Origin of the sequence: Wolbachia endosymbiont of Phyllotreta cruciferae (assembly GCF_918697765.1) — a bacterium.
Lineage (GTDB): Bacteria > Pseudomonadota > Alphaproteobacteria > Rickettsiales > Anaplasmataceae > Wolbachia > Wolbachia pipientis.
Genome location: NZ_OU953855.1, coordinates 214,038 through 236,866, shown reverse-complemented (window position 1 = coordinate 236,866; position 22,829 = coordinate 214,038). Strand labels below are relative to the sequence as shown.

At 34.3% G+C, this 22,829-nt stretch carries 18 protein-coding genes and 1 tRNA gene; 16 read left to right on the top strand and 3 right to left on the bottom strand.

The features are described from left to right. The first annotated feature begins 18 nt into the window (after positions 1-18). Positions 19-1,359, top strand: a complete 1,341-nt coding sequence (locus tag NL281_RS01165) for a M16 family metallopeptidase (protein WP_007548859.1) — start codon at positions 19-21, stop codon at positions 1,357-1,359. After that, positions 1,346-2,665, top strand: coding sequence for a M16 family metallopeptidase (locus NL281_RS01160; protein WP_151807601.1), 1,320 nt, complete (start codon positions 1,346-1,348; stop codon positions 2,663-2,665). The genes NL281_RS01165 and NL281_RS01160 overlap by 14 nt, the downstream gene beginning before the upstream one ends. 9 nt (positions 2,666-2,674) lie before the next feature. Here the strand turns inward: NL281_RS01160 and purN are convergent, their stop codons facing one another. Continuing rightward, the gene (gene purN, locus NL281_RS01155; RefSeq protein WP_253303436.1) at positions 2,675-3,235 is read right to left on the bottom strand and encodes a phosphoribosylglycinamide formyltransferase; all 561 of its coding nucleotides are present in this window, start codon (positions 3,233-3,235) and stop codon (positions 2,675-2,677) included. Between the two features lie 304 nt (positions 3,236-3,539). Here purN and NL281_RS01150 point away from each other — a divergent pair, with 304 nt between their 5' ends. Further along, complete coding sequence (locus NL281_RS01150) at positions 3,540-3,956, top strand: hypothetical protein (RefSeq protein ID WP_006279382.1); 417 nt, start codon at positions 3,540-3,542, stop codon at positions 3,954-3,956. Here the strand turns inward: NL281_RS01150 and NL281_RS01145 are convergent. Next, positions 3,949-4,479, bottom strand: coding sequence for a Na+/H+ antiporter subunit E (locus tag NL281_RS01145; RefSeq protein WP_010962821.1), 531 nt, complete (start codon positions 4,477-4,479; stop codon positions 3,949-3,951). The genes NL281_RS01150 and NL281_RS01145 overlap by 8 nt on opposite strands. Positions 4,480-4,547: 68 nt before the next feature. On the opposite strand from NL281_RS01145, the gene NL281_RS01140 reads away from it, so the two are divergent. From NL281_RS01140 to dapA, 11 genes are all read left to right on the top strand, one after another. Continuing rightward, the gene (locus NL281_RS01140; protein ID WP_253303435.1) at positions 4,548-6,188 is read left to right on the top strand and encodes an ankyrin repeat domain-containing protein; all 1,641 of its coding nucleotides are present in this window, start codon (positions 4,548-4,550) and stop codon (positions 6,186-6,188) included. A 36-nt stretch (positions 6,189-6,224) separates the two neighbouring features. Then, entirely contained in the window at positions 6,225-6,473 is a 249-nt protein-coding gene (locus NL281_RS01135) for a hypothetical protein (protein ID WP_253303434.1), read from the top strand. A gap of 120 nt (positions 6,474-6,593) precedes the next feature. Beyond that, positions 6,594-7,043 (top strand): SsrA-binding protein SmpB, encoded by a 450-nt coding sequence (smpB, locus tag NL281_RS01130; RefSeq protein ID WP_007548863.1) that lies wholly within the window; start codon positions 6,594-6,596, stop codon positions 7,041-7,043. A 6-nt stretch (positions 7,044-7,049) separates the two neighbouring features. Then, on the top strand, positions 7,050-7,841 hold the full coding sequence (gene lgt, locus NL281_RS01125; protein WP_155969071.1) for a prolipoprotein diacylglyceryl transferase: 792 nt from the start codon (positions 7,050-7,052) through the stop codon (positions 7,839-7,841). 690 nt (positions 7,842-8,531) lie between these two features. Then, entirely contained in the window at positions 8,532-10,277 is a 1,746-nt protein-coding gene (locus NL281_RS01120) for a type I secretion system permease/ATPase (RefSeq protein WP_253303433.1), read from the top strand. A gap of 362 nt (positions 10,278-10,639) precedes the next feature. Continuing rightward, positions 10,640-12,079, top strand: a complete 1,440-nt coding sequence (locus NL281_RS01115; RefSeq protein WP_253303432.1) for a hypothetical protein — start codon at positions 10,640-10,642, stop codon at positions 12,077-12,079. A gap of 4 nt (positions 12,080-12,083) precedes the next feature. Further along, a complete protein-coding gene (locus NL281_RS01110; RefSeq protein WP_065094800.1) occupies positions 12,084-12,692 on the top strand; it encodes a hypothetical protein in 609 nt (202 codons plus the stop codon). A 4-nt stretch (positions 12,693-12,696) separates the two neighbouring features. Continuing rightward, positions 12,697-13,512: a hypothetical protein gene (locus NL281_RS01105; RefSeq protein ID WP_065094808.1), complete on the top strand. Its 816-nt coding sequence runs from the start codon at positions 12,697-12,699 to the stop codon at positions 13,510-13,512. Between the two features lie 13 nt (positions 13,513-13,525). Next, a tRNA-Arg gene (locus tag NL281_RS01100) sits at positions 13,526-13,599 on the top strand. 67 nt (positions 13,600-13,666) lie between these two features. After that, positions 13,667-14,149, top strand: coding sequence for a single-stranded DNA-binding protein (gene ssb / locus NL281_RS01095; protein ID WP_010082448.1), 483 nt, complete (start codon positions 13,667-13,669; stop codon positions 14,147-14,149). A gap of 9 nt (positions 14,150-14,158) precedes the next feature. After that, the gene (gene dapA, locus NL281_RS01090; RefSeq protein WP_253303431.1) at positions 14,159-15,040 is read left to right on the top strand and encodes a 4-hydroxy-tetrahydrodipicolinate synthase; all 882 of its coding nucleotides are present in this window, start codon (positions 14,159-14,161) and stop codon (positions 15,038-15,040) included. 38 nt (positions 15,041-15,078) lie between these two features. On the opposite strand, the gene ligA is transcribed toward dapA, so the two are convergent. Next, complete coding sequence (ligA, locus tag NL281_RS01085; RefSeq protein WP_253303430.1) at positions 15,079-17,067, bottom strand: NAD-dependent DNA ligase LigA; 1,989 nt, start codon at positions 17,065-17,067, stop codon at positions 15,079-15,081. A 214-nt stretch (positions 17,068-17,281) separates the two neighbouring features. Between ligA and gltX the strand changes: the two genes are divergently transcribed. Further along, positions 17,282-18,604: a glutamate--tRNA ligase gene (gene gltX, locus NL281_RS01080; protein ID WP_253303429.1), complete on the top strand. Its 1,323-nt coding sequence runs from the start codon at positions 17,282-17,284 to the stop codon at positions 18,602-18,604. 863 nt (positions 18,605-19,467) lie between these two features. Next, a complete protein-coding gene (gene dnaE / locus NL281_RS01075) occupies positions 19,468-22,797 on the top strand; it encodes a DNA polymerase III subunit alpha (RefSeq protein WP_253303699.1) in 3,330 nt (1,109 codons plus the stop codon). Positions 22,798-22,829 lie beyond the last annotated feature (32 nt).

Here is a 22,829-nt window from a genome sequence, read left to right as displayed (position 1 = left end):
TTATATTAGGTCGAAATAATGCTTCATAAGTTTTTTAGTTTTCTTATACTACCTGTACTTTTTTTTACTTACCCAATTTCTTCGAATGCTTTAAACATAGAGCACAACATAAAATATACTAAACTCAGTAACGGACTAGATGTTTATGTTGTTTCTAATCATCGGATTCCAGCCGTTTTACATGCAGTAATATACAAAGTTGGGGGAATGGATGATCCAATCGGCAAAGCAGGATTGGCTCACTACTTTGAACATTTAATGTTTGAAACTACAGGAAAGTTCACAGATATAGAAGCCACTATGAGTAGCATTGGGGCTCAATTTAACGCGTTTACCACTAAAGAATATACCTGTTATTATGAGTTGGTCCCCAAAAAAGATTTACCACTTGCAATGGAAGTTGAAGCAGATAGAATGGGCAGCTTTAATGTTACTCAAGACAAAATAGATAGAGAAAAAAACATTGTGTTGGAAGAAAGAAAAATGAGATTTGATAATCATCCTAACAACTTGTTATGGGAAGAAATGAATAGTGCATTTTACCGTACTGGCTATGGTAGGTCTGTTATCGGCTGGGAGAGCGATATCAAAACTTACAATTTGGATGACATAACGAGGTTTCATGATAACTATTATCACTCCGGCAATGCAATATTACTGATTGTGGGTGATGTGGAACTTGATGAAGTAGTGAAATTAGCAGAAGAAAAATATGGCGAAATTAAAGCTAAGCCTGTAATGAGAAATTACCCAAATCAGGATCCAGTGCATAATGCAGGTCTATCGGTGACCTTAGAGAGCACTGAAGTAAAAGAACCAGTTTTATATTTTCGTTATCGTGTACCCTTATTTGAGCATATAAATGAAGCTTCCGCTGCTCATTTAGCGGTTGAAATTTTAGGTAGCGGCAAATCCAGCAAACTGTATAATGATCTGGTTTTAGATGAAGATGTGGCAGTATCAGTGTTTGCTTATTATAATAGCCTAGCTTTTAGTGATGGCTACATTGATATTCAGGTCATTCCAAAAAGCGGAGTTAATTTAGATATTGTTGAAAGAGAGTTAGATAATGCTATTAATAACTTCATGTCTAAAGGAATAACGGATGAGGAGTTGCAAAGCTCGAAATATAGATACAAAGCAGCACAGTTTGATAATCTATCTGACTTAACTCATATAGCGATGTTCTATGTGCCACACCTTGCACTTGGTATTCCACTTGATGAAATAGATATTTCATATAGCAAAATAGATGATGTTAATTTAGAGGATGTAAATAACAAAATTCGTACTATCTTTTCTTCCAATAAGTTAATTGGTCGTTTATTACCAAAAGGAGATAACAATGAGAATAAGTAAAATTATATTTCTATTTTTTTTCTGTCTAGGCTTTAATTTACAAGCAAGTGGTAACCTAAATATAGAGGAGGTCACTACCCGTAAAGGATTTAAGTTTTTATTTGTAGAAAATCATGATTTGCCAAAAGTTTCACTAAATATATCGTTCAAGGATGCAGGTTATGTGTATGAGAATAAGGAAAAACAGGGGCTTGCTTGGTTTACTTCTCTTGTAATCCAAGAAGGGGCAGGAAAAAATGATGCCAAAGATTTTGCGAAAAAGCTTGAAGATAAAGGGATTAGTTTAAATTTTATTGCTGATTTAGAAGCATTTAGGGTTTCATTAAATACTTTGTCTGACAATCTAGAGGAAGCAATTTCATTACTGAGCGATACTATAATGCGTCCTAAAGTTGACCCTGAAGGGTTGAATAGAGTTTTCGAGAAAGCCAAAGTTGATTTTAATAATCTTGAAAAAAATCCTTATTTTGTTGCTGGAAAAGAATTAGATACGTTATTGTTTAAAAAACATCCTTACTCAAAAAGTGTGTACGGTACTCTTGATACTATAATGAGCATTACTAGAGACGATGTTTTAACATACATAAAGCGTAATTTTGCTAAAGATAACATAGTTATCAGTGTTGCTGGTTGTGCAAAAAAAGAAGAAATTATTACGCTATTAGATAAATATTTATCTAAATTGCCGTCAAAAAGATCAAAAGTTAGAAAAATACCTGTAAAAAATAATTTTGGTTCTGCAGAAAGTAAGAATATTTTTATGGATATACCACAGAGTGTGATACTTTTTGCTCAAAAAGGTATAGCTTATGAAGATCCTAATTATTATAACGCTGGTGTCTTAATTGATGCACTTGGTGGCATGAGGCTGAATTCAATATTAATGACAGAACTGAGGCAAAACTTGGGTATTACTTATGGTGTTTATGCAAGTATTATTTCCAATAAACATGGAAATATTATATCTGGATTTATAAGTACTGATAGTTCTACTGCTGGCAAAGCTATATCAGCAGTAAAAGATACATTTAGCAGAATAAAAAAGCAAGGAATTGACGAACAATTGTTCAAGGATGCAAAAATTGGCTTGGTAAATAATCTTGTCCTTTTCCTGTCCAATAACACAAATACAGCAACGCTGCTAGATAATATGCAGATAAATGATCGTGATGTTAACCGTATAAATAATTATGCGAATATCATTAATGATGTTAAATTAGAGGAAGTAAACGAACTGGCAAGTTCTTTACTGGAACCTGAAAATTTATTTTTTGTTGAAGTTGGAAAAAACGCTCAAGGTCAATAATTATTACAGTCATATATCTTCTGCTATTGACCTTACTGCTTCTACATAACACTTATGCTCCTCAGCTAGAATGCGTTCTGAAAGGCTTTGAACATCATCATTTGGTAGCACTGGCACGGCAACTTGAGCAATTACGGCTCCAGCATCAACTTCAGGAGTGACATAATGTACAGTACAACCTGTAATTTTTACACCTGCTTTTAGAGCTTGCTCTTGAGCGTTTAGACCTTTAAAAGACGGAAGTAAAGAGGGATGAATATTTATAACCTTGTTATGCCATTTACTCAGAAAATCAGCTTTGAGAATTCTCATAAACCCTGCAAGGCAAATTAAATCAACCTTATGTTGAACAAGTATTTCGTGAATTTTACCAGCATCAAGCGGTTTATCCTTAACAACAAACGCTGGAACTCCTGCTTGCGCTGCTGCTTTCAAACCAGTAGCTTCACTATTATTTGTGGTAACACATGCAACTTCTGCGGGAAAATTCTGATCTTGACATGCTTCTATCAAGGCCTGCATATTCGACCCCCTACCTGAAATTAGTATTCCGAGCTTTATCTTTTTCATTGTAGCACAGTTAATTTAAAATTTAGTTAATACTAACAAAATAGCTCAAAAGGAAAACGTATTTTATAGCAAAGAAGGCAGACTAAACTCTTTATATAAGTGGACCTCTAATTTTGAACCTCACTGGACAACACAAAATAACGAATAGCCCCATGTACCCAGCTAAAACTAGCTTTAATGCTTAGATATTGTGCTATTTTTGTATAATATACCACTATAAGTATATATTTTTGTAATCGCGTTATTATTTATTTAACAAAGTATTAGTATAATTTATTACACTGGATTAAATGGAGAAAGTTCAATGAGTAAATTACCGAACAATGCAAAAATAGGTAAATCTCAGGTTACTCAGTGGGAGGTAATAAAAAATTGTGAATATGCTGATAATTGCTTGTCAAAAATAGTAACTTTGTACGTTATTAGAATAACTCAGCTATCAGATTTTTATACGAGTGACGAACCTGAAATTAACACTGTTTTAGCAAGAATAAGCGTGACAAGTGAAAATGTATTTTTAAACAAGGCTACTACTATTGAAGTTATGGAAGGTATTTTTCCGTATAAATTTAACAGCAAGAAGAGAAATAACATATTAAGGTTAGAAGATTTGTATAATTATTTATGTTCTATTGTTAACAATAGCCTTCCAAAAGAAATGCTTGAAAGTCTTGTAAGGGAATATAAGGATGCTGTTAACTTATTTAAAGCAATTACTTAACTGAACGTAGTATTTTTAAGATTTTATTTTCTATTTCAGAAATGCCGCTTTCAAGATCTTTATCTATCAAATACATGGTAGAGAAATATGTTTTCTGCTTACTTTCAACATTGATAGTTAAAGTTCCGGGAGTGATTGTGACTGAATTGGCAAATAACGCAATGCTTTCATCATTATGCCCTTTGCATTTTCTTAGGATAATGATTGGCTCAAGCTTAGATTTGAGTTGTAGCACCTTTTTTGTTACATAAACACTTGATAAAATGATTTGGTACATTAACCATGGTATATAACTTACTAACTTATAAAACGACAGTCTACTCGTACTATTTAAAATCTGGCTAAGAGCTCTTTCAGCGTTTATCAACCTTCTAAAGATAAACGATGTGAATATAGAGGAAAACACTCCACAAAAAATAAAAAACGGCTCAAAATAACCAGACAATACAGTCCATAGAACAAATAAAATTATAAATGACAGAGAAAAAAACTTGATTTCCTTCCTAAAGTTGAGGTTTTTCATAGTCTGTAATATAACTTAAATGACTCTTTAAGGAAAGATAATAACGAATATTTAGGTTCTTGACTTCTATGTTAAAAGATATAACAACTAAGTTATGTATTTTAAGTGAGGAAGTTATGAAATATGACAAATTTATGGAAATATTAAAAAAAATAAATGACCTTTCAGATTTGAGCAAGGACAATATAGTTGAAAAAATAAAAGCTAAGATACAAGAAGAAGATCCAGATTTATGTCAAGAGTGGGAAAAGAGTAAACCTGACAACGATAGTGGATCTGGCATAAATTACATATTTACTATATCTTGTGGTCAAAATTCTAAGAAAGTCAAATTGTTACATCTTGCTTCTTATTGGAACTATGCAAATGTAGCAAAAGCTCTGATTGAAAACGGGGCAGATATTAATGCAGAACATGATAATAAAATTACTCCTTTACATATTGCTGCTCACTATGGCCACAAAGATGTAGTAACCATTCTAACTGGAAAAGGAGCAATTGTTGATGCAAAAAATGGTGATGGATGGACTTCTTTACATTTTGCTGTTGAAAAGAACCACGAAAATGTAGTAAACACTCTAATTGGAAAAGGAGCAAATGTTAATGCAAAAAATGATAAAGGATGGGCTCCTTTACATCTTGCTATTACAAATGGCCACAAAGAGATAGTACAAGTTCTATCAAAAGCAGAAGGAATCAACGTTGATGCAAAAAATAGTGATGGGTGGACTCCTTTACATCTTGCTGCTGCAAATGGCCGCGAAGATATAGTAGAAACTCTAATTGAAAAAGGAGCAGATGTTAATGCGAAAGATCATTTTGCTGCTGCAAATGGCCGCGAAGATATAGTAGAAACTCTAATTGAAAAAGGAGCAGATGTTAATGCGAAAGATCATTATAAATGGACTCCTTTAACATTTGCTTCTCAAAAAGGCCATGAAGTGGTAAAAGGAGCTCTATTAAAGGCACAAGAGAACATCAAAGCTTTGCATTCAGCTGTTAAACATAATAATGAGGAGGAGGAGGTGAAAAACCTATTAAATAAAGGAGTAAACGTTAATGCAAAAGATGATGATGGATGTACTCCTTTACATCTTGCTGCTGAAAATAACCACATAGAGGTAGTAAAAATTCTAGTTGAGAAAGCAGATGTTAATGCAGAAGGTATTGTGGACGAGACTCCTTTACATCTTGCAGCCAGAGAGGGCCATAAAGATGTAGTAGACATTCTAATCAAAAAAGGAGCAAAGGTTAATGCAGAAAATGATGATAGATGTACTCCTTTACATCTTGCTGCTGAAAATAACCACATAGAGGTAGTAAAAATTCTAGTTGAGAAAGCAGATGTTAATATAAAGGATGCTGATAGATGGACTCCTTTGCATGTTGCTGCTGAAAATGGCCACGAAGATGTAGTAAAAACTCTAATCGCAAAAGGAGCAGAGGTTAATGCAAACAATGGTGATAGACGTACTCCTTTACATCTTGCTGCTGAAAATGGCAAAATAAAAGTGGTGGAAGTTCTGCTACACACTGAAGCAGACCCTTCATTAAAAGATGTTGATGGAAAAACGCCAAGAGACCTTACTAAATATCAAGGTATAATTCAGCTTTTAGAGGAAGCGGAAAAAAAGCAAACGTTAAAAAATGAGAATAAAAAAACGCCAAAGGATCTTACTGAAAATAAAGATGTAATGCAGCTTCCATAGAAAAAGGAAGAAAAACAAATTGGAAAAAATGCAATTGTGAAAGAAAAAGAACAATCTGCAAAAAATGCAATTGTAAAAGGTGTTATTGTGTGTTTTGTAACTGCAGTGATAGTTGGTGTTGCACTTGCATTTGCTACTGCCCTATCTGTACCAGCAATAATTGGACTAGCTGCAGGATCTGCGCTCATAGTTGGTGCTGGTCAATATATAATGTCAAAGCCTAAAACTGAAATGAAAGAAGTAAAGGAACTTGTGCCTAGAGAGACAGAAAAAGCACTTACTTGATTTTTGTTATCCTGTTGCTATCAGACTAGCCTGGCACCTTATATTTATTGGGATAACTGTTTTATTATGAATTAAGTCAAAAACTCTGTAATATATTGAAGCTTAAAGATATCTTTAGATATGGAAGTTATTGCAGAAAATAGGAAAGCAAGGTTTGAATATTTCATCTTAGAAGAATTTGAAGCGGGTATGGTCTTATTAAGCAGTGAAGTTAAATCGCTAAGAGAAAGAAAAGTAAATATTTCCGACGCCTACGTTGTTGAAAAGAATAGCGAAGTATGGCTGCACAATATGCATATTGCAGAATATAAAGCTGCGAACCGAAAAAATCATAAACCAAAAAGGGAACGTAAATTACTCTTGCATAAAAAGGAGATAAATAAACTAATTGGTCAAATCAAGACTGCTGGGATAACTGTTGTGCCGCTTTCGGTCTATTTTAACGATAAAGGATTTGCAAAAACTAAAATTGCCATTGTAAAAGGAAAAAAACTCTACGATAAGAGAGCAACCATAAAACAGAGAGAGTGGGATCGTGAAAAAAGTAGATTGTCTAAGAATAATTTATAGCAAAATATGTCTTTAAATCCAGTAATTTTCAGCATCGGTCCTGTTTCTATATATTGGTATTCTTTAGCATATGTTTTAGGTATAGTGTTTGCATATTGGTATTTACATAAGCTAGATGACCAAAAAATATTTACTAAGAATTTTTACGATTCGTTATTAACAGCCACTATTGTAGGTATTATCCTTGGAGGCAGACTTGGCTACGTATTGATATATGATCCAGTTCTTTATATAAGCAACCCTATCGAGATATTGAAGACCTGGGAAGGAGGGATGTCATTTCATGGTGGTGCTATAGGAGTTTTGCTTGCAGTAATAATCTCCTGCAGAAGACATAACATTCCTATATTTTATGCACTGGACCTAGTTTCTTGCGGAGTTCCCATAGGTTTATTTTTAGGTCGCATAGGCAATTTTATAAACGGAGAGTTATTTGGCAGAGTTACAACTATGCCATGGGGTATGGTATTTCCAGAGAGTGGTGATAATTTGCTGCGTCATCCAAGCCAGCTTTATGAGGCACTTTTTGAAGGACTGCTACTTTTTGCAGTTGCAAATTCACTGTTTTTCTTAACTAGAATAAGACTGTATCACGGTGCGTTAACTGGTATTGCAGTTATGTGGTATGGAATAGCACGTTTTTTCGTTGAGTTTTTTCGCGAACCAGACTATCAAATTGGCTATTTGTGGCTTGATTTAACTATGGGGCAGTTGCTTTCTATACCTATGGTTTTGCTAGGAATGCTTGTATATCTAGGCGCATTAAATTTAAAATTTAATACGAAATCTGTCACATAGAGAAAAGGTGAGTTCAATAGAAAAATGTAGCCAGAAGCCCCACATTATGCACAATTGTACGAATTTTCTGCGTTGCAGTAGAATGAATCGGTGGGCTTTGTTGCATCGCTAGCTATAATGGATTAAAGATAAAAAAGGTGGAGAATATCAGTAGCTTATTATTCTGGTATTTACAACAAGAACGGTCAGTGAATACCTAAATTTGAGTAAAAGAAATTTCACTACCACTCACTAATCCGGCTAAAATTCAAGAATTTCAATGCTTTAGCTATTTTCAATAGAATTAAATTTATTAATATAAATAACAAATTACTATTCTTAAATTTGATCAGATTGATTGCAAAAAAACAAGATTTTCAATAAGTTGCTTATAATCCTAATTATAGTTAGCCTTTCATAAGTAGCGATGCAACAAAGCCATCCCAGTGTCAGCTACTTTCATGACACCATCTGCTGTGCAGTTTACCTTCAAAAATGAATGTTCGTACAGCTATAGAATGAATCGCGGTATGACGTAGCTTCGCTATAGGCAATGAAGGAAATATTAACTATACTTCTTTTTACCATTGTTTATATTTCCTATTCACATATATTAATATTTTACTCACTTAAAGTAAGCTAACTACCGTTATTAATATTTTTGTAATAAAAATTGTATATGGTGCATGTAATCAAATTAAGAGGAAGATTGTGGAAATTACGCCATCAATAAAAAAAGAATTGAAGCAAAGTACTCTATATGTTTGCCTAGAAAAATGCAAAAGTGCATTTTGGTTTATCTTTTGGTTTAGTGCGGGAATCAATTTATTAATGTTATTCCTACCACTTTATACCTCTCAAGTGCTTGATCGGGTGATATCGAGCGAAAGTGTATCAACACTAACTATGCTGACAATTATCACTTTATCTGCATTTGCATGTTCTGCAATGCTTGAAACTTGTCGATATTTAGCCATGGCAAAAATAGGTGATTGGATCGATAAAACTGCAACACCAGATCTGATAGTAAGGTCAATCAGGCTAACGTCAGTGCAGAGCTCAACTTCAAGTGGTGAAGCAATACGAGATCTCGGAGTGATAAAAAATTTCATTACAGGAAATGGTATATTCTCACTGTTTGATACTCCATGGTCGTTAATTTACCTTGTTGTGATTTTCATGATACATACCTCCACGGGGTTTATAGCTATTACTGGAATTATTATATTAGTCTCTATGGCAATATGGAATGAACTTGCCACTAAACGAATATTACAAGAAACCAACGAAGAAACTATACGGAATATCAATGCTATAGATGTTGCAACAAGAAATGCAGAAGTGGTTGAAGCTATGGGCATGTCAGAATTCATAGTCTCTGATTGGTGTAAACGAAATGATCAGAACCGAGCAATGCAAATTAAAGCACAAAATCGCTCTAATGTAATTACTGGAATCACTAAATTTTTGCGCTCAACTCTGCAAATATCAGTGATTGGAACAGGTGCATTACTTGCAATCACAGCTCATAAGACTGCCGGTAGCATCATCGCTGCTTCAATTTTAATGGGTAGAGTATTAGCACCATTTGATGCTGCGGTTCATACTTGGAAGTTTTTAAATCAGGCTAGAATGTCATATGGAAGGCTACAAAGACTTATATTAACATCGCCAAAAAGAGAGCAAACGATGGCTCTACCAGAACCTGAAGGAAAATTGGAATTTTATAGAGTATTTTTTACTCCTTATGGAAGCAATAAGCCGACAGTAAAAGGAATATCATTCATTATAGATCCTGGAGGTGTAGTTGGTGTTATTGGTGCAAGTGCTTCTGGTAAATCCACTATCGCAAAATTAACTGTTGGTGTATGGAAGCCAATATCTGGTGTAGTCAGACTAGATGGCGCTGATGTATATACTTGGAATCGAGAAAATTTTGGTAATTATGTTGGCTACTTACCTCAGGATATTGAGTTATTTAACACTAGTGTCAAAGCTAATATTGCTCGCATGAGGCCAGATCCAAATCCTGAAGAAATAATCAAAGCAGCAAAAATTGCAGGAATACATGAACTAATACTAAGCTTACCAAATGGATATGATACAACAATAGGAGGTCCTGGAGGAGTAACGCTCTCTGGCGGCCAAAAACAGCTTCTTGGACTTGCCAGAGCTTTTTATGGTCACACAAAACTTTTAGTACTTGATGAACCAAACGCTAACTTAGATAGCAATGGAGAGGCATGCTTAATTAATGCAATTGGCATTGCAAGAAAACAAAATACTACTACTGTTATCATCACTCACAAGCTACCGTTATTGTCCGTAGTTGATAAGGTGATCCTCATGTCAGATGGTGTCATTTACGCTATGGGACCAAAAGATGAGATTTTGAGCAAATTAGTTGCTCCATCATCAAGTACCACAGAAGATGAGCGCTCTTCAGCAAATGGTTAGTTTACTTACAATAAATTCTGTATCTGAAATAACAACTGTTCCAGAAAAATATATATTTCTTTACCATTAGAAATAATATTACAAGAATAGTAAATAGATTAATAACTCTTATTAATTAAAGTCAATCGGCAGATATAGCTAAAGTGGCTTAGGTTTACCTACAATTTGAAAAACAACAAATTCGTCTTAATGAATTTTCTTAATTTGTTATCTAAATAACTTAATATTAGTGGTAATTTTATAAAAAAAATTATAATATAAATAATGTTGCTGCGAAAATTTATAACAATATTTCCCTCTAACGTTTAATGAATTTCAATAAATTGCCTTTTTAATTCTAGATAAGTATATGCTTTGTTAATATGTTTAGTTCAAAATCCAAAAGTAAGTTTATGCTTTCTATTGGAGAAGAAGGCATAATGTTACTATATTTTAAAAATAATACTTTAAATAAAAGGTATTTTGTTAAGGGCAAAAACGATAAAGCAGTTTCCGATTTAATTTCATGTCTTTCGTCAGATAAAAAAGCACCTTTATACCTGGTGCTTAATCATGCAGATCAAAATTACTCGCTACAGTTTATTACAAGGGCAAACAAGATTAGTGCCTATCTATCAGCAAAAACAAAGATGGAGCATTTTTCTCGTAATAATGACATAAGTTCAGTTTTTTTGGTTGAGAAGCCAAACAAATTCAATCAAAACTGGTGCTATCTTCTTGTTTCATCAAAAGCAAAGCATTTAGTAGAATATTGGTTGAATGTGTTTATTGAGATAGGCTCCAACTTTAAGGGAATATTAATGTTTCCTATAGAAATAAGTAATATAACAAAAAAGATTCTACATAAAGATCCTAATAATTGGAAAATTATAGTTGCTGCAACTAAAACGGGAGGCTATAGACAAGTGGTTCTTAAAGAGAATAAAATGGTATTTACGCGCTTAACATCATTTACTAATGATAATTTACCAGGAATTATCGCTGGTGGAATATATCAGGAAGTGCAAGATACTATTCGATCCTTAACTAAGTTTGGGTTTGAAAAAAATAACCCTATCGACCTTTGTATCATAGTGTCAGAAGATATTAAAGCTAGTTTATCAGTCATAAATTTTTCAGAGAACAGTGTGAACATATTAACTCCATATGAGTTAGGCAAACTATTAGGAGCAGAACTAGCTATAAGTGAAAAAGATAACTTTTGCGATACCATAATTTTGTTTCATAGCTTTAAGAATAAATTAGCAGCTATTTTTAATACAAAGGAAACTAAAGAATTTTATCTATTCAATTACCTTTATTTAAACTCTCCTCGAATTTTTCTATACTTCGCCCTGGTTTTAGTTATAATAAACACCCTTTGTTTGCTAAATTTGTATTCAAATTTCAATGTCGCTGATAATTTATCAGCAAAGCAGAACACCTTAAATAACCAATTAACAAAACTTAGCCAAAGCTATAATGTAAAAAAAATAGATGAAATTTATGATTTTATTAATATCAATAATATTTTATCAAAAATAGAATACTCTCCTCTTACACAAGTTAAGTATGTAGAAAAGTTAAAAATACCAGGTATAGAGCTTCGATCATTTGAATGGAATTATAATGAGGCAAAAAGTTATATTACCACAACTTTAAAGTTTAATTTTCAATCCGGTAAAAATATTTCTCATCAATACGAGAAACTACGAAAAAATTTAAACGATAATTTTCGTACCTATGACATTAATATTTCTAGCTTACCTGCTGCTAAAGAGCAAAATCTATCTATTGATGTTGAAATAGGAGAGGCAATGTAGATTAATGACTATCTCTCAATTAAAAAGAAAAGCTACAATTCAGTTTATATCGTATTTGTTATTATCTGTTGGATTAATAGGGTTATTAACATATGTTGTTATCTATAACGAAAAGATTTATAATAAAAACCAAATTGCGATTGATAAAATACGTTCTATTAATTTACAGATTACTGGAATTCAAAAAAAGGAAGTTGTTCTAAATAAAAACCTAGATTTATGGAAAAAAATTTCTTCTTCAAATTTACATAGTAGCAGATACATTGCAAATTTAAATTTCGAGCTTAGCAAGTTATATAAAAAGTACTATATATTAGAACCTGAAATATCAATTTCTATACCCGAAGAAGTTGAGCTCCACAACAAAAGTGAACGCACAAAAGTAATAAAAAGTGAAGTGGTCCTAAATTTAAGCTCAATCAGCGATAAGCATATTTTTTTATTTCTACAGTCTATTCCAAATCTGCCCGGTTATGTTATGATCAAATCTCTTATTTTAAATAAGCAGAGAAATATTGATGCTGCAACTATGAATCAGATTTTGAATGGTAATATGATAGAGATAGTGAGAGCTAATATAGTCTTTGATTGGTATACTATATTAAGTAGATAAGGTGATGAACATAAAGCTGTTTTTTATTTTTACGCTACTCATTTCCAATGTTAATGCATATTGCAGTTGTGAAGATATCATAGAAAGCATAGAAATTTGTAAGGAGTATTCTTGCCGACAATATATTGGCAATGAAGATTTTATTGAGCATAAAATATTAGGATTAAATAGTGGAAATTTATGCGTATATATAGAAAAACAAGGTAATGATGAAATGGTTTGTCATCATTCTCAGTATGGAATGATGATAGAAAAAAGATATTTTGAAAGTATTCTTAAAGTTGGCAATCAAGAAATCGACGATTTTATTGATATAGCAAATTTGCGTGCAAAAGAGTGTTTCTTTATCAACAATCAAAAACTAAGCTATACAGATCGGGACGATATAATAAGAGAAGCAGTGGAAAGTGACTTTGACGTTTTGTCACAATATAGTAACGTAAAAAGCATTTTTTTTGATGAAGAGCCAGTTAATAGAATGGTCAATGAAATGGAAAAGTTCAATTTACGATCTTCAAGAGCTGTAAAAGAGGAGGTATCAGATAATTTCAACTGTAAGGTAGTGAGTTTAGACTCAATTTTATATCTTTCTCCCGATACATGGAAAATATGGGTAAATGGAAAACTGTTTATAAATACCAAGGATTTAAAAGTGCACTCAGTCACTGAAAATTATGTAACTTTTGTATGGACCGTAGATCAAAAAGCAATAAAAAAGCATGCGAATGATTCTCAAAATGTATATTTTGGATATGGGAGTATTATGTTTACGCTTTATCCAAAACAAAAATTTGACTTGGATGGCTTATCTATTAAATAACTTAAATATACATGCGCTTGTAGCTCAGTTGGATAGAGCGTTGCCCTCCGGAGGCAAAGGCCGTGGGTTCGAATCCCTCCAAGCGCACTTTTAATTAAATTTGACAATAGTATTTTCACATAAGATAATAAAAGGATTTATTTAGAGCATAATTATGTCTGGTGGTACCATAAACAAAGTCATACTAGTTGGTAATTTAGGAAAAGATCCTGAAATTAGGACTACACAAAATGGAAAAGAAATGGCAAGTTTTTCAATAGCCACGTCTGAAAGTTGGACTGACAAACTTTCCGGTATGCGCTCTGAAAAGACAGAGTGGCATAATATCGTAATTTTTAGTGAAGGATTAGTAAAAATCGTCAAAGATTTTGCACGCAAAGGCAGTAAAGTTTATGTTGAAGGTTCTTTGAGAACTAGAAAATGGACTGACCAAAACGGTGGTGAAAGATACACAACAGAGGTGGTTCTATATAATTTTAATAGCGCTCTTACTCTCTTGGATTCACGAAATAGTGCGCCAAATTCTGATTACAAGCCAAGTGAATACAAACAAGGTGAAACAGAACAAAAAGATAAACACGAAAGTTTTGACAACGATATAAAAGATGAACTACTCGACGATGAAATACCATTTTAACAATTTAAATTGAAATCTACATTTTTATGGACTGCTTGTGTTACTCCTTTTAATTGCAATGGGGATAGCATAGATTATAGCAGTTTGCAGCGTTTACTGACAATGCAAGTTAAAGCTGAAAATGGCGTAGTGTTGCTAGGTAGCACAGGTGAGAGCCTATCGCTTACTGATTCTGAAAAGCGTACATTAGTTGAATTCGTATGTAAGCTAAAATTAAATACGAAAATTATAATTGGCGTACCAGGAGTGAATCTATATCAGACTCTTGAATGGCTTGATTTTTGCAAGGGTATGCCTATTCATGGCTATCTAATGACAACTCCCATTTATGCAAAGCCCGGAATTATGGGGCAGACTTTATGGTTTGAAAAGCTACTTGAAAAAGCACATGTGCCGGCTATGTTTTACAATATTCCATCGAGAGCAGGAGTGAGTCTTCACGCTGAAACTGTACACAACTTATCCAGTCACGAAAAATTTTGGGCTATCAAAGATTCAAGTGGCACTGTTGATACTTTAACTCAGTATAAGAAAGTTGCACCAAATATTGAGGTCTTTTGCGGAGATGATAATATGATATCTGATATGGCCGCTTATGGTGCGGCTGGCCTGGTTTCCGTTGCTGCCAATGTTTGGCCACGCATAGCGCATGAATACGTTAAGAAGTGCCTCAATGGCAGGAACCCTCAGGCAGATATCTGGCAACAGGCTTGCGAAGCGTTATTTATTGCCAGCAACCCAATACCCACTAAAGCACTTTTGCATGATATTGGGCTCATAGAACATCAAACTGTCCGCCTACCACTCAGCACAGAAGACTTGCCTTCTGTTGAAAAATTGAGGCAAGTCAATAAAATGATTCTTGGATGGAAAGAATTGGCTACTCTCTAAATAGTCTTGCAACTTTGATTTAATATACAATCCAAGTGTCATTTGAACACTCCCAAACTTATCACTTTATGCCACTGGTCTTCATCTAAAATTTCTACACCTAATTCCACTGCCTTTTTATATTTGGATCCTGGTTTTTCTCCTGCAATTAGGTAGTCAGTTTTAGCAGAAAGATGTGAGCTGACCTTTGCTCCTAGAGTTTTGGCTCTTACTTTTGCCTCTCCTCTACTCATAGCAAGTAGCTTACCAGTAAACACTATAATTTTATTATTTAAAACAGAGTTACTAGAGTTGGAGCTCACAGGAAGAATTTGAAGACAAGCAGTAAGATCATTTAACATTTTGATGTTATGTTCCTTAGAAAAAAATGATTCCAAAGATTCAGCCACTTTTTTTCCTATGCCGTCTATACCCACTAGCTCAGTATTATCTGATGACAGTTCAATCATCGAATTATACCAATTATCATAAGAAACATAATAATCTGCAAGCAATTCTGCTGCAACTTGGCCAATAAATCTAATACCTAAAGAAAATATAAACCTATCTAGAGTTATTACCCTTCTGCTTTGTATAGCATTTAATAAATGAGCTATTGATTTCTTGCCCCAACCAGACTGTTCTTCCAGATTAAATTCATCCAATCTTTCTTCTAAAGTAAAAATATCGGGAATTTGTTTTATCAGACCAAGGTCGTAAAAAAACTCTATCTGCTTATCACCAAGGCCAACAATGTCAAATGCATCTTTCGATACAAAATGCTTTAGTTTTTCTATTATTTGAGCTTTACAGGCAAATTCCTCAGGACATCTTACTGCAGCCTCTCCCTCAACCTGACGTACTTTACTACCACATTCAGGGCATACTTCAGGAAACACAAATTCAGGTGTATTTGGAAGACGAGAATCTCTGCTTACTTCAACGATCTGGGGAATTACATCACCTGCCCTTTTAATTGTTACAATATCTCCCTCTCTTATGTCTTTACGTTTTATCTCATCTTGGTTATGCAGACTTGCTCTACTAACTAGCACCCCACCAACATTGACTGGCACTAAATCTGCAACTGGAGTTAAAACCCCTGTTCTGCCCACCTGTATAAATATCTTGTTTAACTTTGTTTTTGCATAAACCGCAGAAAACTTGTATGCAAGTGCTGAGCGCGGTGCTTTGTGAGTATTCCCTAGACGATTTTGTAGTACCAAATCATTTACTTTATAGACTATTCCATCAATATCATAATCCAAGTTATAGCGACAGTTATAGACTTCATTATAGAACTTCAGCATTCCATCCAAACTACTCGTTAAGGACTGATGCTCATTTACGCAAAAACCAAGTGCCTCAAGCTTATTTAGTATTTCACTTTGACTTTTCTCTGCTCCACCAATCAAAGAATAAGCAAAATATCTAAGTGGTCTACTTGCTGTAATGTTTGCATCCAATTGCTTTAAAGAACCAGCAGCTGCATTTCGAGGATTGGCAAATTCATCGTTTTCATTTAACTTTAAAAAGTCGCTGTTACCGATGTATATTTCACCTCTTACTTCTAGTCTTCCTTGCACACCTTGCAAAAACTTAGGAAAGCCTTTTATTGTTGCAACATTGTGAGTGACATCTTCCCCTACAAAACCATCACCTCGAGTTGCAGCTTTAACAAATCTTCCATCCTCATAAATTGCAGAAAACGACAACCCATCAATTTTTGGTTCACATAATATCTCTATTTTGTCCTCAATTAAAAACCTCTTTATTTTAGACAAAAATTTCTCTACACCTTGTTCATCATAAGCATTCTCAAGGGAAAGCATAGGTTCTTGATGTTCCACCTTAGAAAACCTCTCATCAGGTGGAGCACCAACACTATCTTGTGTTGCATAAATTTCTGGCTCTATTTCAGCTAACTTTTTCTTCAGTTCATCATATTCAGCATCACTTATTTCTGGCTTATTTTTTTGGTGATACAAAACATTATGATAATTTATTTGATCTTGCAGTTTTTCTCTCATCTTTTCTAAGTTAGTCATGATACCAATATAATGCTACATTAGCCTTTGTCGTCAAGCTGTGAATTTTCTTGAATTTATCATATGGTCTTAATCCATCAAATATCAAAGGTGCCACAATGCTATAGCCATACTTATTCTTCTCTTGCTCAATTGTATTAGCAGATCTCGCTTGCTCTAGCCATATATTTATATAAAATTAAAATAAATTAGAGTAAACAATATTGCTATTTAAATGCTAACAAGATTCGCTCCAAGCCCAACTGGCTACCTCCACGTAGGAAACGTACGAACTGCCTTGGTTTGTTGGATGTACACACGCAATCAAAATGGAAAATTTTTACTCCGTTTTGATGATACTGACCTTCAGCGTTCAGATGTCAAATATATAAATGATATCATACAAGATTTGAAATGGATTGGTATCAATTGGGATGCAAGTTTCAAGCAATCAGAGCGCTTTGAGCGTTACAATGAGGTGTTTTTGCAGTTAATAAAAGAAGGGCATATTTATGCATGCTATGAAACAAGAGAAGAGTTAGACATTAAACGAAAATTGCAGTTAAAACAAGGACTTCCCCCTGTATATGACAGAAGCGCGTTACTTCTAACTGAGCAAGAGAAAATTAGTTATGAGCAAGAAGGAAGAAGACCACATTTTAGATTTAAGTTGGATAGAAATGAAGTTGTTAAATGGAATGATGAAGTTAAAGGTGAAATAAATATTGCAACAAGTCACATCAGCGATCCTGTGGTAAAAAGAGAAGATGGAATTTACACATACATGTTACCTTCTGTTACTGATGATGTTGACTTTAATGTAACTCATATTGTACGCGGGGAAGATCATGTAACTAATACCGCAGTGCAAATCCAAATGATTAAAGCATTAAAAGCGAAAATCCCTACATTTGCTCACCTTTCTCTGCTACATTTTGATGATAGCAAAATATCCAAGCGAACCGGCGTGCTGGACATTAAATCTATAAAAGAAGATGAAATTGAACCGATGGCACTAGTTAGTTATTTAGTGAAGCTTGGAACATCCAATCCAATTGAAGCTTGCGCCTGTATGCAATCTTTGATTGATTCATTTGACATTAAAAAATTTAGCTCAGCATGTACGCAATTTAGCTTGAGTGAAGCATACAAGCTAAATAGCAAAGTGCTGCAACAAATGCCATTTGAAATTATACAAGAACGTTTAAATCAAATTGGAGTGGACTCCTCAGAGTTTTGGTATTTTATAAAGAACAATATAGAAAGGTTTTCTGAGGTGGCCAAGTGGTGGAAAATATGCAAATCCGATATAGAGCCTGTGATTCTTGATAAGGAGCTTATAAAAATCGCGCTCAATACATTGCCTCAAGACGATTATAATGAAAACACATTATCAGAGTGGGTCACAACTATTCGGCACACAGTAGATATAAAGGCAAAAGACCTATTTATGCAGTTGCGCTTAGCTTTAACAGGAACAGAAACAGGACCAGAGCTCGCTAAATTATTAATTTTTATCGGCAAAGAAAATATCATTGCAAGGTTAAAAGAAAAGTGAAAACTAAAGAATTATAGCTAATGCAATCCCTACGTCATACCGCGATTCATTCGCGGTATCTCTTAGCCGCTAACAAGCAGCGGGATGACGATTGTCAGGGTGTCATCCAAGTAGCCTCTTTCTTGTCATCCCAGTGCCCAGACACTGGGATCCAGCCTTTCCATAATCATTAAAACATTGTATTTTAACTAAAACAGCTATTTTTATGCTCACCAACTTAATAAAATTCCTGGATCCCAGTGTTTGGGCACTGGGATGACAAAAAAAGGAGCACTGACCTCTCTTGGGCTCTTTTAGCTACAAACGTTAAGAAATTTACCAAATGAAAAAAAAGGCAAAAGAAGCCCCGTGGTTATTATCCGCTTTAAAATATTGGCGTTTTTTATGTTTTAAACGCTTGACAAGCGAGATTCAGCCGCTTTTAATTGCAACTAACTTACGCTGCAAATGTTTAAGAAATTTACTAGGCAGAAAAAAAGACAAAGAATCCCCGAGTTAGCTAGTCTTTTACTATCTCTGTCGAGTATTGGCATTTTTTGATGTCTTGTAACGCTTTATAAGCGCGTTCAGCTTATTTAGATAAAAATCTAGATGTAGATGAAGTTTTGTAAAGACATACAGTATCTATATACTGCAAAAAATTGAACATAAGACGCCGATACATTAAGTAATCCTTACCTTTTAATCTGCAGATTGGCGAAAGCAAATACAATAGCTTCACTATCATGATAAGGGAGCTGGCGGAGTTTGTCAAGTAAGTTTTTGTATTTTAATTTTAGAATTTTATAGGCTTTTGTTCTCATGAAAATTATGTTCTCATGAGTAAATTAATGTTATCCTTTTTTGTTGATCTAAAGTTTCTTATGTTCATACACTTACGTGTTCATAGTGTTTATTCGCTGCTTGAAAGCTCGGTTAAAATTGAGGAGCTGATCGGCCTTTGTTTGCGAAATAAAATGCCAGCGGTTGCAATTACTGATTCAGGTAATTTATTTGGTTCACTTGAGTTTGCAGAATATGCGGCAAGTAGGGGAATACAGCTAATAATAGGATGCAATATTATAGTTAAACATTCAGAACAAAATTTACCTATATTATTGCTTGCAAAAAATGAGCAAGGGTACACTAATTTAGTCACTTTGGTGAGTGAGTCTTTTAGAAAGCGCAAGAATAACAGCGATATTCCTTACGTTGATTTTGATGAGCTATTGAATTTAAGTACGGGTCTGATCGCTTTAACCGGTGGATATTTGGCTCAACTATTGTTGGGGCAAGATAAAGAAACGGTTGAAAAACTGCTTTCAGCATTCAATGGTCATTTATATGTTGAATTGCAGCGTCATGGGTTGAATAAAGAGCTAGAGCTTGAAGAAGCTTTGATAGACTTTGCTTATCAGCGCAATATACCACTAGTTGCAACGAACGATGTGTTTTTTCCAAATAGGTCTGACTATGAGGCTTATGATATATTAACGTGTATATCGGAGGGGAGTTATGCCCTGGAGAATAACAGAAAGAAGTTAACTACCGAGCATTACTTCAAGTCTGTGGCAGAAATGGAGGAGCTGTTCAGCGACATTCCCGAAGCAATTCATAACACTTTAGTGATAGCTAAGCGGTGCTCTTACATGCCAAGAAGCAGGCAGCCTATTTTGCCTAAATTTCCTTGTCGAGAAAATAAAACTGAGAATGAAGAACTGAGGGAGCAGGCAGTTGCAGGATTAGAATTCCGTATTGCGAATGAGACAGACATAGACCTTAAACAATACTACGATCGGCTGAATTACGAACTGAGTGTGATAACTTCGATGAACTACGCTGGCTACTTTTTGATAGTTTCTGATTTTATTCGTTGGAGCAAAGCAAATGGCATTCCAGTTGGTCCAGGAAGAGGCTCTGGTGCTGGATCAATTGTTGCTTGGGGCTTGCAGATTACAGACCTTGATCCAATAAAGTTTGGCCTAATATTTGAAAGATTTTTGAATCCTGATCGTGTATCGATGCCTGACTTTGATATCGATTTCTGCCAAGAGAAAAGGGACCTGGTTATTGATTATGTTCAGAAAAAGTACGGTTATGTTGCTCAAATAATCACTTTTGGAAAATTGCAAGCAAGGGCAGTATTGCGTGATGTTGGTAGAGTATTGCAAATGCCTTACTCTCAAGTGGATAAAATATCTAAAATGGTTCCATTTAATCCAGTAAATCCTGTAACTTTATCACAAGCGATAGAGTTTGATCAAAACCTGCAGAAAGAGCGGGATAGTGATGAGGTAATTGCAAAGCTTCTTGATATATCGCTAAGGCTCGAAGGAATATATCGTCACGTTTCAACTCATGCTGCTGGAATTGTAATATGTGATCAAAAGTTGGAAAATTTTGTTCCTGTGTACTACGATCCAAATTCGGCTCTGCCAATCACTCAATACAGCATGAAATATGTGGAGAAAGCTGGGCTAATAAAATTTGATTTTCTTGGACTTGGTACGCTAACGCTAATAGATCATGTATGTCGTTTAATTAATCGTGATGGAAAAAAGATTGATATTTCTTCAGTTCCTTTGAATGACCAAAAAACCTATGAGATACTCTCAAGCGGTGATTCAATTGGAGTGTTTCAGCTTGAAAGTTCGGGAATGAGAGAAGCTTTAATTAAACTAAAACCGGACTGTATTGAGGATATTATCGCTTTAATTTCCCTTTATCGTCCAGGACCTATGGATAACATTCCAACTTACGTTGCAAGAAAGCATGGACTTGAGAAGCCAGATTATATTCATCCGTTACTTGAGGAAGTATTAAAAGAGACATTTGGGGTAATAATTTACCAAGAACAAGTGATGGAAATAGCGCGTATTCTCTCTGGATATAGTCTCGCAGAAGCAGATTTGCTAAGACGTGCCATGGGTAAGAAAATTAAGGAAGAGATGGATAAACAACGTGAACTTTTTGTCCAAGGGGCAACAAAAAATGGCGTTGATTATGACAGGGCAAGTTATATTTTTGACCTTGTTGCAAAATTTGCTGGTTATGGGTTCAATAAATCTCATGCTGCAGCATATGCGGTTATATCTTATCAAACGGCTTACCTTAAAGCTAATTATCCATTAGAATTTTTTACAGCACTAATGAATCTGAATATTGATGATAGAGATAAACTGAATTTATTTTATCATGCAGCAAAGTTTAGTGGCGTTACCGTTCTTTCACCTGATATAAACAAGTCTCAAGCTGAATTCTCAATAGAGGATGAACGCATACGTTATGGTATTGCTGCCTTGAGGAATGTTGGTTTTTCTATAGCGGAAGGAATAGTGAACGTACGTTCAAGCGCTTGTAAGGACATATGGGAATTCATTCAAAATTCAGGTCATATAATAAATAAGAGAGCGCTAGAAAGCCTGATTAAATCCGGAGCATTCGATAGCGTGCATAAGAACAGAAAGCAGCTATATGAGTCAATGGACACGCTGATTTACTTTGCAAATAAAAACAAACAGGATAGAGAATCAAGTCAAGCTGCTTTGTTTGGTAGTCTTGATGTCCTCAAACCGAAACTTGAGAATGTGGAAGATTTTGATGAAGAGGAAAAATTAGAACATGAGTTATTTTCACTAGGATTTTATTTAACTAATCATCCGCTTGAAAAATTTAGAACTCTTCTGGAAAAGTTAAATATTGGGTTTATCGGAGAAAATAGAACAGCAAAAACTGCTGGGGTAATATTAAATGCACGTATGAGAACTTCAGAGCGTGGAAGGTTTGTTATCCTCACACTTTCTGATCCCCATAACGTTTCTGAAATAGCATTCTATAATAATGAAATAATAGAAGAAAAAAGAGATTTATTTTCACCAGGAACATTTGTGATAATTGATCTTGAAGCTTCGGAAAATACAACAAGATTGGCAGGCAAAGATATATCTGAGTTTACAAAAAGAATCACTTCTACAATAAAAGAATTAGTTCTCACCACTGAGTGCACGGATTCGCAAAAAGCCGCTATGGAATTAAACGCAATATTGAAAGATGAAGGCAGAACCAAAATAATGCTAAAACTTCTTCTCGAAAAACATAAAGTGAGCATCTTATTACCAGGTGCGTACTCAATTGCTCCTCAAGTTATGTATGAAATATCTAACTTAAGCTGGATTAAAGGCGTAGAAATTAACACAAATAACTTGCTTATATAAAAAAGCTTTATATAATGAAATATTTAATCGGT